Genomic DNA, 12,343 nt, shown 5'->3' with positions numbered 1-12,343 from the left:
GCAACCCGTCCCGAGGGAGAACCATGTCCGCGGAAGCAGACCGCGCCGCACCCCCCACCGATGTCCTGGCCGCGGCCTGGGACGCCGCCGCGGCGACCGTCCGCGGCAACATCCCCGACTTCGGTCGCTGGTACCCCGACGACACCACGACCGGCGGCGTCTACCGGCCGCGCACCCCGCGCGGCGGCCGGCCCGAGGGCGCGAACGCCGGGTGGACCACCGGGTTCTGGCCGGGGATGCTGTGGCTGGTCTGGGAGCGCACCGGGGACGAGGCCGTGCTGCTCGCCGCCCGGACCCAGGTCGACAGCTTCGCGGAGCGCGTCGAGCGCGGCATCGACCTGGACACCCACGACCTGGGCTTCCTCTACACCCTGTCCTGCGTGGCCCCGTGGCGGCTGCTCGGGCACCCGCGCGCCCGCGACGCCGCCCTCAGGGCCGCCGACCACCTCATGGACCGGTTCCTGGAGCCGGCGGGCATCGTGCAGGCGTGGGGCGACCTGGGCGACCCGCTCCAGCGCGGCCGCACCATCATCGACAGCCTGATGAACCTGCCGCTGCTGTACTGGGCGGCCGAGACCACCGGTTCCCGGTCGTTCGCGCGGGCCGCCGTCCGCCACACCGAGCAGCTCGAACGGCACGTGATCCGCCCGGACGGCACCACGTTCCACACCTACTACTGGGACCCGGACACCGGCGAACCGCTCCGGGGCGCGACCGAGCAGGGCCACCGGGACGGCTCGTGCTGGGCGCGCGGGCAGGCGTGGGGCGCCTACGGGTTCGCCCTGGGCTACCGGCACGCGCGGCAGGAGGCGTTCCTCGACGCGGCCCGGCGCTGCGCCGACCACTTCCTGACCCGGCTGCCCGAGGACCGCGTGGCCTACTGGGACCTGGTGTTCACCGACGGCAGCGGGCAGGAGCGCGACTCCTCGGCCGCCGCGATCGCCGTGTGCGGCCTGTACGAGCTGGCCGACCACGTGGACGAGCGGGCCGCCGCGCGCTACCGCGCCGAGGGCGACGCCATCCTGACCAGCCTCGCGACCTCGTACTCGACCGCCCACGACGGCACGTCCAACGCCCTGCTCCGGCACGGCGTCTACGACAAGCCCAAGCTGGTCGGGGTGGACGAGGGGAACCTGTGGGGCGACTACTTCTACCTGGAAGCCCTGTTCCGGCACCTGGAGCCCGGGTGGCGCGGTTACTGGTGAGCCGCCCGGTGGTGGGACGGGTCGAGCGCCCGTCCCGCCTGGTCGCTGGTCAGGATCACCTGGTGCAGGTGCCGCAGCTCCTGGCAGGGGCCGATCCCCAGCACCTCGGCGAGGTGCCGGCGGAAGCGGTCGTAGTGCGCGAGCGCCTCGGTCCGCCGGCCGGTGCGGTGGGCGGCGAGCATGTACTGGGCGGCCAGGCGTTCGTCCAGGGGGTTCTCGGCGGTGTGCCGGGCCAGGGTCGCGGCGACCCGGTCGTGCTCGCCGGCGGCCAGCGCGAGGTCGGCGTGGACGTGCAGGACCGTGAGCCGTTGCCGCCGGGCGGCGGCGCGCAGGTCGTCCGCCCAGGGGCTGTCGAGGGCGGGCAGCGCGTCGCCGCCCCACAGGTCCAGGGCGGTGCGCAGGTCGTCCTCGTCCGGGGTCCCGGCGCGGATGCCCGCGAAGGCCGCGCGCAGGGCGTGGAGGTCACCGACCGCCGGGTCCATCTCCAGCACGTAGCCGCCCGACCGGCGGACCAGGTCGAGCCCCCGGACGGGCGCCAGGACGTGGCGCAGCCGGGAGACGTAGCTGTAGACGGCGCTGCGGCTGCCGGGCGGCCGCCGGTGCCCCCACACCCGGTCCGCCAGCCGGTCGGCGGTCACGACGGTGTTCGCGTCGGCCGCCAGCACGCCCAGCACGTGGCGGCGCACGGCGTGGCCGAGGTCGAGCGCCCGGCCGTCCACGAGCACCTCCACCCCGCCGAGGAGGCGGACCCCCAACCCTGGCCCGGGTCGCCCCGTGCGGTGCCCTCGTCGTGGTGAGCTCGACATCGGCATCCTCTCCTGCTCTCCCGGTCCGGACTGCCCGGAAGTGGTCGGTGGGGCCAGGCAACCCGTCCGGCGCGGTGTCCGACAACACCCGCTGACCGGCCCGGACGGGTCCCGGACGCGTCCGGGACACCTCGAACCGATCCCGGCGGAAAGCGGCGAACCGGCAGTGGGCGCGACCGCGGTGGTGCCATCCTGGGTCGGTACCGCGCAGGGCCCAGTGCGGCGAGAGCCGCCCGGACCGCCCCAGGAGGTCGGGAGATGAACACCGGTCCGTGGTGGGTACCACCCGACACCGACGACCCGGCGGAGTTCGTCGCCGCGCTGGCCGAGCTGCGCCGCCGCACCGGTCTGAGCTACCGGGAGCTGGAGCGCCGCGCGGCGCGGGCGGGTGACGTGCTGCCCACCTCCACGCTCAACACCGCGCTGACCCGCACCACCCTGCCCAGCATGCAGGTGGTGGTGGCGTTCCTGCGGGCCGCCGACGCCACGGCGGAGACGGTCGCGGCCTGGACCGCCGCCCGCGCCGCGCTCGCCGCCGCGCCGGCCCTCGCCGCCCAGGCCGGCGGGTCGGTCCTTGCCGCTCCAGCCGCCACCCCGGCCCTCGCCACTCCAGCTCTGGCCACTCCAGCTCTGGCCACTCCAGCTCTGGCCGCCCCCGCGCCGGCCGCCCCAGCGGAGATCGCGAGCGATGAGCGCCGACCGGTCGGGCCACCCCAGGTCAGCAGACCGCAGGCCAGCCGACCGCAGAACACCCCGCCGGCGGCCCCGCGCCCGGTGTCCCGCCACCTGCGTCATCGGGCCCTCTTACCGGCCGCCGTAGCCGTGCTGGCCTCGTTCCTGCTCGCCGTGCTGGCGGCCTCCGCCCCGGACGGGCCCGGGACCAGCACGGACGCGGACGGGCGCCCCACCGGCCCCCTCACCTCCCAGGTCTCGGCGGACCCCACCACCCCGTCGGACGAGCCCGTGACCGGCGACCCCGTGGACGCCGTCGCCGACAACCCGGTGGTCCCGACGGTCGCACCACCCCGGCCGGGCGGCGAACCCACGCGCGGCCGCCCCTCGGTGACGACCTCGTCGACGACCGGCCCGACCTCCCCGAGCCGGCCCTCGACGACCACCACGACCGTCGAGGTGCCCCCGTCGTCGCAGCCCCCGTCCTCCGGGGTCGGCTGCGAACCGCCGTCCGGCGCCTGCGCCGACCCGGTCGGTTAGACGGCGTTCCGACAGTACAGCGACGGCTGTGTGGTTCCTCCCGTGCTGAAACGCGAGACGCGGGAGGACGCCCTGGCCCGCTTGGGCAAGGCGCTGGCCGACCCGACCCGGTGCCGCATCCTCGTCGGCCTGCTGGACGGGATCAGCTACCCCGCCCAGCTCGCCGACCACCTCGGGCTGACCCGCTCCAACGTGTCCAACCACCTGTCCTGCCTGCGCGGCTGCGGCCTGGTCGTGGCGACCTACCAGGGCCGCCAGGTCCACTACGCCCTGGCGGACGCGCACCTGGTCCGCGCCCTGGGCGAGCTGGTCGAGGTCGTGCTGGCGGTGGACACCGCCGAACCGTGCCTCGACGGGGACGGGGCCGTCCCGGCGCCGACCGCCGTGGCGGCGGCCGGATGAGCGACGGCCTCGATCCCGGCCTGACCACGGGCACCGGGCCGGCGGCGCGGGAGGACGGGTGCGCGGGAGGACGGGTGCGCGGACGGCTGCTGCGGGTCCCCGGCCCCGGCACCGCGCGGCGCGGTCGACCCGCGGCGGCGGGCCGTGCTCACCCGGCGGGTGCGGCTGCTGGTGGCCGCGACGATCACCTACAACGTGGTCGAGGCCGTCGTGGCGATCACCGCCGGGACGATCGCCTCGTCCACCGCGCTCATCGGCTTCGGCCTGGACTCGGTGATCGAGGTGGCCTCCGCCCTGGCGGTGGCCTGGCAGTTCGCCGGCCCGGACCCGCAGGCGCGGGAGCGGACGGCGTTGAAGGTCATCGCCGTGTCGTTCTTCGCGCTGGCCGGCTACGTCGCGGTCGAGTCCGCCCGCACCCTGCTGGGCGCGGGGACCGCCGACCACTCCACCGTCGGCATCGCGTTGGCGGCGGTGTCGCTGCTGGTCATGCCGTTCCTGTCGGCCGCGCAACGCCGCACCGGGCGCGAACTGGGCTCGGCCGGCGCGGTGGCGGACTCCAGGCAGACGCTGCTGTGCACCTACCTGTCCGGCGTGCTGCTGGTCGGGCTGCTGCTCAACTCGCTGTTCGGCTGGTCGTGGGCCGACCCGGTCGTGGCCCTGGTCATCGCGGCCGTGGCGGTCGAGGAGGGGCGCGAAGCCTGGCGCGGGGAGCACTGCTGCTGACCGGGACGGGACGACCGGCCCGGCCCCGGACCGCGCCCGGCCCCTACCCGACTCCCCGGTCCGACTCAAGCCGACGGCGCGCCGACGACGGACTACCGTGAGTACCCGTCGGGCGGTACAGCGCTCGGCGCCGGTCCCCCGCGCGGGTGACCGGTGACTGGCGCGAAAGGGTTCGTCGTGGCTGCGGTGGCTGGTGTGGTCTTCCCCGGCGGGCTCAGGCAGGACGGGTTGCCCGCCGCGCTGTCGGACCCGGCGCGCCTGGCGGCGGTGCGGGCCACGGGCCTGCTCGACACCGGGCCGGAAGAGGCGTTCGACGACCTGGCGCAGCTGGCCTCGACGGTCACCGGGTGCGCGCGGGCGGTCATCGCACTGGTCGACGAGCGGCGTTCGTTCTGGAAGTCCGCCGTCGGGGTCGACCCGGCGACCCGCCAGGACCCGGTGGGGGAGGGCTTCTGCGGCGTCCTGGTCGGCCTGGGCGGCGAACCGTTCGTCGTCGACGACGCCGCCACCGACCTGCGCACCCGCGACCACCCCTCGGTGGTCGCGGCGGGGATCGGCGCCTGGGCCGGCTACCCGGTGCTGGGGCCGGGCGGCGATGTGCTGGGCGGCATGTACGTGATCGACGACGTCCCGCACCGGTGGCGGCCCGGTGAGCTCAAGTCGCTGGCCACGCTGTCCCGCGCGGTGTCCAACGAGCTGAACCTGCGTCGGACGCTGACCACCGCCCGGGAGGCGCTGACCGCCTCGCGGGACCTCGCGCGGAGCCTCCAGGACAGCCTGCTGCCCCCGGCCCTGGTCCCGGTGCCGGGGCTGGACGTGGCCGCGTCCTACCTGCCCGCGCACGGGGACCGGGTCGTCGGGGACTTCTACGACCTGTTCCAGGCCACCGGCCGGTGGTGGTGCACCGTGATGGGCGACGTGTGCGGGCACGGCGCCGAGGCCGCCAAGGTCACCGCCCTGGCCCGCTACACGCTGCGCGCCGAGGCCACCCGCCACCTGTCCCCGGCCACGATCCTGGCCAACCTGAACACCGCGATGCTCGACCAGCGCGGGTCCGACCGGTTCCTCACCGCCGCCTACGCCACCTTCCGCGCCACGTCCGGCGGCGTCGCCGGACGCCTGTGCACCGCGGGCCACCCGCCCGCGCTGATCCGCCGCGCCGACGGCCGCGTCCACCCCGTGGGGCGCACCGGCACCCTGCTGGGCGTCCTGCGCGAGGTCAAGCTCACCGACGTCCGCTTCCGCCTCAGACCCGGCGACACCCTGCTGCTCTACACCGACGGCGCCACCGAGGCCCGCCCGCCGGCCACCGACCCCGACGCGGTGCGGCCCCAGTTCGGGGAGGACGCCCTGGCCCGGGTGCTGGCCGAGTGCGGGGGGATGACCGCCGAGCAGGTCGTCACCCACGTCGGCCAGGCCATCGCCCGCCACGACCACGGTCGACCCGACGACGACACCGCCCTGCTCGCCCTGCGCGTCCCGCCGGGAACCGGTGATCGACAACGCCGCGGCACGTGGAATTTCGCCGTAGCCGCATAGTCGGCGGCGTGCCCGGGTACCACTGGGGAGCGGGAGCAGGGCCCGCGACGGGGTAAGTGCCCGGCGCCCTGCCGGTGGTGCGGTGCGTGGTTCGGGGCCACGCTCGGGGGCATCACCGGCAGGGCGCCGATGCCTTGTGCGCCGACTGCGCGCCGACCGGACCCCCGCGACAATCACCCTGCGTCACCCGGACCCGGGCCGTCGCACCGTCGGCGCGACCGTCCCCCCGCCGGGGGTGGACTGCCGTTACCGTGGCCTTGGCGGACGCCGTGCGGACGGGTCGCCGGGTCGACCCCCCCACCGCCGGCCGGGGAGGACGAGGGGTGCGCGGATGAGCGAGGACAGCGCGTCTGCGGTGGTCTCGGTGGACGCCGGTGCGGTGGTCTCGGTGGACGCCGGTGCGGTCGGGGGCGTGCCGGTGCTGCGGGTCGGCGGCGAGATCGACATGGGTACGTGCGACGTGGTGCGCCACGCGCTGCTGCCGTGGCTGGACGGCGCCTCCGGCGGGGTGGTGGTGGACCTGTCCGGGGTGACGTTCCTGGCCTCCAGCGGTTTGGAGCTGCTGATCGAGGCCGCGCGCCGGGCCGACCGCGGCGGTGTGCGCCTCGTCCTGGTCGCCGGTCACCGGGCCGTGCTGCGCCCGCTCCAGGCCACCAACCTGGACGCGGTGCTCGCCCCCCACCCGGACCTGGACGGGGCCGTCGCCGCCGCGCGGACCGCGTCCGGCGCCACCGAGCCGCCGCCGGACGTGCCCGGACCCGCCTGAACCGGACCCGCCTGAACCTGGGTCCGCCTGAACCCGGACCCGCCTGAACCCGGACCCCCGCGCACCGGGCCGGGCAACCGCCGTTCCTGCCTGTCCTCCGATCGTGAAACCCGCCCAATGGGGTGAACATCCGCCACGACCCGGCGAACCCGCCGGTCCGGCCCCCGGGTCCGAGGTCGGCCGGTGGCACGCTCCGACGCACAGTGCGGCGGACCGGCGCGGGCGGTCCGGCGGGTCGAGGGAGGACGTCATGAGCGGGCACCCCACCGGGCGGCAGCACCCCGATTTCCCCTACGGGCCGGACGACACGACGTGGTCGGAGCTGCTGGCCTCGGCGGGACTGGCGGACGGGCACGCGCCGGTCATCGCCGGCCCGGACCGGGACCCGAGGGAGGTCTACCCGAGCGACCCGGAGCTGGAGATCGGGGAGTTCGAGATCCCGGCCGAGGGGCTGACCGACCAGCAGCGGAAGCGGGCCCTCAACCGGTTGGAGACCTACCTGGTCGGCAAGCACGGGACCATGGTGGGGTTCCAGGGCAACCAGGACATGGCCCGCTGCCAGCAGGACCTGGGCCGGTTCCTGGAGTTCCACCTCAACAACGTCGGCGACCCGTTCCAGCAGGGCAACTACAAGGTCAACACCAAGATCGTGGAGCGCGCGGTCCTCGACCACTACGCGTCGCTCTGGCGGGCGGCGTGGCCCTACGACGCCGAGAACCCCGACAGCTACTGGGGTTACGTGCTGACCATGGGCTCCACCGAGGGCAACCTCTACGCGCTCGCCTCCGCCCGCGACTACCTGTCGGGCAAGAAGCTGATCACCGAACCCGGCGGCGACGACGGGCAGCCGGTGGCGCAGATGATGTACGTGCAGGCCGCGCCGCCGACGCCGGCCGCCGGCGGTGACCCCCGCCCTGAGGCCCCGGACAACGCCTACCGGCCCGTGGCGTTCTACTCCGAGGACACCCACTACTCGGTGATCAGGGCGGTCCGGACGCTGGCGATCGACACCTTCGCGGCGATCGGCAGGCGGGAGTACCCCGGGCAGTGCCCCATCGCCGACGAGTGGCCGATGGAGGTGCCGTCCAGGGGCGGGGCGGAGGGCAGCGGCGAGATCGACGTGGAGGCGCTGGAGGGGCTCGTCCGGTTCTTCGCCGAGCGCGGGCACCCGATCCTGCTGCTGCTCAACTTCGGCACCACCTTCAAGGGCGCCTACGACAACGTGGAGAAGGTCGCCGCCCGGCTCGTCCCGATCTTCGCGGAGCACGGCCTGCTGGAGCGCGAGATCGAGTTCGAGCCCGGCAGGATCGACCGCCGCCGGGGCTTCTGGGTGCACGTCGACGGCGCGCTGGGCGCGGGGTTCATGCCGTTCCTGCGGATCGCGGCGGCCGAGGAGCGCGGCAGCGAGCTGGCCGTCCAGCTGCGCCGGGAGATCAAGGGCAAGATCCCCGAGTTCGACTTCGGCCTGGAGGTCCACGGCGTCGACGTGGTCAGCTCCCTGGTGATGAGCGGGCACAAGTGGCCCGGCGCGCCCTGGCCGTGCGGGGTGTTCATGACCAAGAACAAGTTCCGGGTCGAGCCGCCCGCCACGCCGGCCTACACCGGTTCCCCCGACACCACGTTCGCCGGGTCGCGCAACGGCCTGTCGCCCCTGGTGCTGTGGAACCACCTGGCGTCCAGGTCCATCCGCGAGCACGCGGCCCTGGCCGTGCGGGCACTGCGGGTGACCCGGTACCTGGAGAGCTCGCTGCGCGAGCTGGAGGACCGCCTCGACCGGGAGGACCGGCTCCCCGAGGGCGGCCTGCACGTCGACCGCAGCCCGATGGCGCTGACCGTGCGCTTCCTCCGGCCCAACGACCACCTGGTGGAGAAGTGGTCCCTGTCCTGCCAGCCGATGCCGGTGAAGTCCGGCGGGCCGCGCCACTACGCGCACGTGTTCGCCATGCCGTCGGTCACGGAGGAGAAGGTGGACGCGTTCGTCGAGGACCTCTTCGCCGAGGGCGCCTTCGACCGGCCCGAGCCCCGGCCCGGACCGATGCCGGGGGCCGGACGACCGGCCGGCGCGGCGACGTTCGCCACCGACGTGCGGCCCCTGGCCTTGGTGCCCGTCCTCGGTCGCGGGTTCCAGTGAGTCGCGGGTTCCAGTGAGTCGCGGGTTCCGGTGACCGGGGGCGCCCGCCGCGCGGTCGTGGGAACGGCCGCCCGCGCGGGCGGCCCCGTTCGGGCATCGGGGTGAGTTCCGGGCACGGCGACCGGAACAGTCGGTACGGTGGTGCAACTCACGGCTCACTGCGTCGAGGGAGACCCGATCGATGACGGAGACCGACGACGGCACGACCGCGCCCACCCCCGAGGAGATCGGGGCCAACTACGACCGGTTCACCGACCTGTACGGGCTCATCACCGGTGACATCGGCCTGCACGTCGGCATGTGGTCCGAGCCCGGTGAGCGCGCACCGGCCTCCGGCCTGGGCGACCTGGCCAACCTGGCCCAGGAGCGGCAGACCGAGCACCACATCAAGACCCTCGGGCTCAGGGCCGGCGAACACCTGCTGGACATCGGCTGCGGCACCGGGGTGCCCGCGGTGCGGGTGGCCCAGCGCACCGGGGGCCGCGTCACCGGCATCAACGTCAGCCGCGAGCACCTGGCCCGCGCCGAGGCGGCGGCCAGGGCGGAGGGCGTGTCCGACCGCGTCTCGTTCCGCTACGGCAACGCCATGGACCTCGACTTCCCGGACGGCTCGTTCGACGCCGCCCTGTCGATCGAGGTGTTCCCGCACCTGTCCGACCGGCCGCGGGCGTTCCGCGAGGCCGCCCGGGTGCTGCGGCCCGGCGGTCACTTCCTGATGAGCGACTTCACCGTGCGCGGGACGCCCGCGCCGGAGGGGTTGGTCGCCTACCGGCAGGTGTGGCGCTGCATGCCCCCGACCACGCCCGCGGAGACCATCGGCTGGGCGGCCGACGCCGGGTTCGAACTGGCCGGGGTCGAGGACATGACGCAGAACAGCGCGTTCACCGGCGACCTGATGGGCCTGCTCTACGCCGACCGGCACGACGAGGTCGTGGAGCGCTTCGGGGCCGAGGAGGTGGCCGGGTTCGACGCCCTGGTGCCGCTGATGCGCACCTTCTTCCACGACCACCTCGGGTCCTACCTCTTCCTCTTCCGCAAACCCGCCGCGGCGTGAGGACCGGCGCCCCGCGCCCGGTCAGCCGGCGAGGTCCAGGGTGAACACGACCAGCGGCGCGCCGAGGGGATCGGTGAAGGCGCCGCGCTCCACCCACCCCCTGGCCCGGTAGAGCCGTCGGGCCGGGGCGTCGGCGTGGGTGCACAGCCAGGCGCGCGGGAACCCGCCGACGAGGCGCCCCAGCAGTTGCCCGCCCAGGCCCCGCCCCCGGTGCTCCGGGGCCACCATCAGCTCCACCACCTCGATCGCGGGCGGGCGGAGGCGGTGCCGTTCGGCGGGGTGGAGGGCGTTGTGGACGCCGGTGTGGAACGGCGTGTCCGGCAGTTCGGGCGCGGCGGGCCAGCCGTACACGACGGCGGTGGGTTCCCCGTGGTGCCAGGCGACGAAGCCGCGCACGCCGGGTTCGGCGACGTGCCGGGCGAGGCGGTCGGCGAACCCGGCGAAGCGGGCCTCGTCCTCGTTCCACGGCGGTTCGGCGAAGCAGGCGCGGTAGATGCGTTCGAGGGGCTGGGCGAGGGCGAGCAGACCCGGTGCGCCGACTTCGGTGAGCACGTGTTCCCCCGTCCTGCCGCGCTGCGGGAACCACAGGTCATCCTACGGCCCCCGGCGCGTCGTGGGGCGGGGATCGTGCGGAACGGAGGCGGTGCGCCTTGACGGCGGGCGAGGCCGGTTGAATACTCCGGGGAAAGCGCTTTCCGAACGGAAGGGGACCGGGTGGACGCCCTCACCGCCACCGTGACCGGGGAGGTCGGCCCGTGACCGCGCCCGCTGCCGGGGAGGTCGGTCCGTGACCGCGCTCGCCCTGCGCCACGACATCGGTTCCGCGTTGACCATCCGCGCCGGGGACGTCGAGCTGGCGCGCTACGACTACGCGCCCGACACGCGCCAGGCGGAATCCCCCAAGCCGTTCCTGCACCCGGTCCGCACCCGGGCCGGTCGGCTGGTGAGCCTGTTCCGCCCGCACGACCACGTGTGGCACAAGGGCATCGCCTGGTCGCTGCCCAACGTCGGCGAGGACAACTTCTGGGGCGGTCCGACCTACGTCCGCGGGCGGTCCTACGTGCAGCTGGACAACAACGGCACGCAGCGGCACCGCCGGGTGGTCGACGTCGGCGCCTCGGGCGGGACCGCCTGGTTCACCCACGACCTGGACTGGGTCACCCGGTCCGGGCGGACCGTGCTCACCGAGCGCCGGACCGTCGGCGCCGCCCTGCTGTCGGCGCGGGCGTGGGCGCTGACCTTCGACACCACCATGACCAACACCTCGGGCGGGGACCTCGCCTTCGGCTCACCGACCACGAAGGGCCGGGAGAACGCCGGGTACGGGGGCCTGTTCTGGCGCGGCCCGCGCTCGTTCACGGGCGGGAGCGTCGTGGCGGCCGAGGGCGTGGGCCGCGCCGAGGACCTGCGCGGCCGGCGCGCCGAGTGGATGGCCTTCACCGGCCGGCACGACGGCGACGGCGCGGACTCCCTGGTCCTCCTGGTCGACCACGCCGACAACCCGGACCACCCGCCGCGCTGGTTCGTCCGCTCCGCGGAGTTCGCCTGCCTCAACCCGGCGCCGTTCTTCAGCGAGGAGCTGGTCCTCGCGGACGGCGACGCGGTGCGGTTCCGGTACGGCGCGGGGGTGGCCGACGGCGACGCCGACGACGCCGGCGACCTGGCCGACGCGGTGCGGGAGCTGCTGGGGCAGGACCCGCCCGGTCCGGGCGGGGCGGCGTGAGCACCTTCCCGGGCGGCGCCTCGCTGTCGTTCCTGGACGTCTACGACGACCCCGCCCCCGACGGCGTGGTGGGCGGCAGCCCGCACCTGCACCTCGTCTCGACCGAGTGCTACGTGGTGGTGGGCGGGGAGGGCGAGCTGCACACCGTGACCCCGGAGGGCTGCCGCGAGGTCCCGCTGCGCCCCGGTTCGGTCGTCTGGTTCACCCCGGGCACCCTCCACCGGGCCGTCAACCACCACGACCTGCGCGTGGTGGTCCTGATGGGCAACGCCGGGCTGCCCGAGGCCGGGGACGCGGTGCTGACCTTCCCGCCCGGGGTCGTCGCCGACGCGGACCGCTACCGGGCCGCGGCGACCCTGCCGACCGGGGCCCCGGAGGCCGAGCGCGCCGCGGCCGCCCGCCGGCGCCGCGACCTGGCGGTGGAGGGCTTCCTCCCCATCCGGGACGCGGTCCGGGCCGGTGACCGGGGTCCGCTGCGCGAGTTCTACGCCGCCGCCGCGGCGCTGGTCCGCGACCGGGCCGGGGACTGGGAGGAGATCGTGCGGGAGGGTCCGCTCGGCCAGGTCGACGCGGCCCTGGCCGCGCTGGGCGACCTGGCCGGGGGAGCGGCGCCGCACCTCGACCGCGCCACCGTCCTGCGGGCCCCCGAACCCCCGCCGGGACCGGTGTTCGGCATGTGCGGTCGTCTGCGCCCCCACGACGTGCGCGCCGCCCTGCCGCTCACCGACTTCGCCTGAACCCCGCGGCGGGCCCACCGCCCCCGCGCCGACAACCCCGTGAGG

At 75.3% G+C, this 12,343-nt stretch carries 12 protein-coding genes; 10 read left to right on the top strand and 2 right to left on the bottom strand.

Annotated elements, in window-relative coordinates:
- Nucleotides 1–23 precede the first annotated feature (23 nt).
- Nucleotides 24–1,205: a glycoside hydrolase family 88 protein gene (locus tag ACFP3R_RS22185; RefSeq protein WP_380638288.1), complete on the top strand. Its 1,182-nt coding sequence runs from the start codon at nt 24–26 to the stop codon at nt 1,203–1,205.
- On the opposite strand, the gene ACFP3R_RS22180 is transcribed toward ACFP3R_RS22185, so the two are convergent.
- Entirely contained in the window at nt 1,196–1,936 is a 741-nt protein-coding gene (locus tag ACFP3R_RS22180; RefSeq protein WP_380638287.1) for an AfsR/SARP family transcriptional regulator, read from the bottom strand. The genes ACFP3R_RS22185 and ACFP3R_RS22180 overlap by 10 nt on opposite strands.
- A 333-nt stretch (nt 1,937–2,269) precedes the next feature.
- Here ACFP3R_RS22180 and ACFP3R_RS22175 point away from each other — a divergent pair, with 333 nt between their 5' ends.
- From ACFP3R_RS22175 to ACFP3R_RS22145, 7 genes are all read left to right on the top strand, one after another.
- The gene (locus tag ACFP3R_RS22175) at nt 2,270–3,223 is read left to right on the top strand and encodes a helix-turn-helix domain-containing protein (protein ID WP_380638286.1); all 954 of its coding nucleotides are present in this window, start codon (nt 2,270–2,272) and stop codon (nt 3,221–3,223) included.
- A 42-nt stretch (nt 3,224–3,265) separates the two neighbouring features.
- Entirely contained in the window at nt 3,266–3,625 is a 360-nt protein-coding gene (gene cmtR, locus ACFP3R_RS22170; RefSeq protein ID WP_380638285.1) for a Cd(II)/Pb(II)-sensing metalloregulatory transcriptional regulator CmtR, read from the top strand.
- Nucleotides 3,626–3,769: 144 nt separating this feature from the next.
- Nucleotides 3,770–4,348 (top strand): cation efflux transmembrane domain-containing protein, encoded by a 579-nt coding sequence (locus tag ACFP3R_RS22165; protein ID WP_380638284.1) that lies wholly within the window; start codon nt 3,770–3,772, stop codon nt 4,346–4,348.
- Between the two features lie 177 nt (nt 4,349–4,525).
- Entirely contained in the window at nt 4,526–5,887 is a 1,362-nt protein-coding gene (locus ACFP3R_RS22160; RefSeq protein WP_380638283.1) for a PP2C family protein-serine/threonine phosphatase, read from the top strand.
- 331 nt (nt 5,888–6,218) lie between these two features.
- Nucleotides 6,219–6,653 (top strand): STAS domain-containing protein, encoded by a 435-nt coding sequence (locus ACFP3R_RS22155; RefSeq protein WP_380638282.1) that lies wholly within the window; start codon nt 6,219–6,221, stop codon nt 6,651–6,653.
- Between the two features lie 250 nt (nt 6,654–6,903).
- Nucleotides 6,904–8,784 carry a PLP-dependent aminotransferase family protein gene (locus ACFP3R_RS22150; RefSeq protein WP_380638281.1) on the top strand — a complete coding sequence of 627 codons (1,881 nt, stop codon included), beginning with the start codon at nt 6,904–6,906 and terminating at the stop codon, nt 8,782–8,784.
- Nucleotides 8,785–8,965: 181 nt separating this feature from the next.
- Entirely contained in the window at nt 8,966–9,838 is an 873-nt protein-coding gene (locus ACFP3R_RS22145; protein WP_380638280.1) for an SAM-dependent methyltransferase, read from the top strand.
- A 21-nt stretch (nt 9,839–9,859) separates the two neighbouring features.
- Here ACFP3R_RS22145 and ACFP3R_RS22140 read toward each other — a convergent pair whose 3' ends face one another.
- Complete coding sequence (locus ACFP3R_RS22140; protein ID WP_380638279.1) at nt 9,860–10,390, bottom strand: GNAT family N-acetyltransferase; 531 nt, start codon at nt 10,388–10,390, stop codon at nt 9,860–9,862.
- Nucleotides 10,391–10,625: 235 nt separating this feature from the next.
- Between ACFP3R_RS22140 and ACFP3R_RS22135 the strand changes: the two genes are divergently transcribed.
- Together ACFP3R_RS22135 and ACFP3R_RS22130 are read left to right on the top strand one after the other, a co-directional pair.
- Nucleotides 10,626–11,561, top strand: a complete 936-nt coding sequence (locus ACFP3R_RS22135) for a DUF6807 domain-containing protein (RefSeq protein WP_380638278.1) — start codon at nt 10,626–10,628, stop codon at nt 11,559–11,561.
- Complete coding sequence (locus tag ACFP3R_RS22130) at nt 11,558–12,298, top strand: cupin domain-containing protein (RefSeq protein WP_380638277.1); 741 nt, start codon at nt 11,558–11,560, stop codon at nt 12,296–12,298. Before ACFP3R_RS22135 ends, ACFP3R_RS22130 begins: the two co-directional genes overlap by 4 nt.
- Nucleotides 12,299–12,343: the final 45 nt, after the last annotated feature.

The sequence above is a fragment of the Saccharothrix lopnurensis genome (genome assembly GCF_042658445.1).
Lineage (GTDB): Bacteria > Actinomycetota > Actinomycetes > Mycobacteriales > Pseudonocardiaceae > Actinosynnema > Actinosynnema lopnurensis.
This window is presented reverse-complemented; position numbering and strand designations above follow the sequence as displayed.

Bases quoted from the DNA above. Each gene is read 5' to 3' on its own strand.
- ACFP3R_RS22185 (WP_380638288.1), top strand. From the start codon at position 24: ATGTCCGCGGAAGCAGACCGCGCCGCACCCCCCACCGATGTCCTGGCC.
- ACFP3R_RS22175 (WP_380638286.1), top strand. From the start codon at position 2,270: ATGAACACCGGTCCGTGGTGGGTACCACCCGACACCGACGACCCGGCG.
- ACFP3R_RS22155 (WP_380638282.1), top strand. From the start codon at position 6,219: ATGAGCGAGGACAGCGCGTCTGCGGTGGTCTCGGTGGACGCCGGTGCG.
- ACFP3R_RS22150 (WP_380638281.1), top strand. From the start codon at position 6,904: ATGAGCGGGCACCCCACCGGGCGGCAGCACCCCGATTTCCCCTACGGG.
- ACFP3R_RS22145 (WP_380638280.1), top strand. From the start codon at position 8,966: ATGACGGAGACCGACGACGGCACGACCGCGCCCACCCCCGAGGAGATC.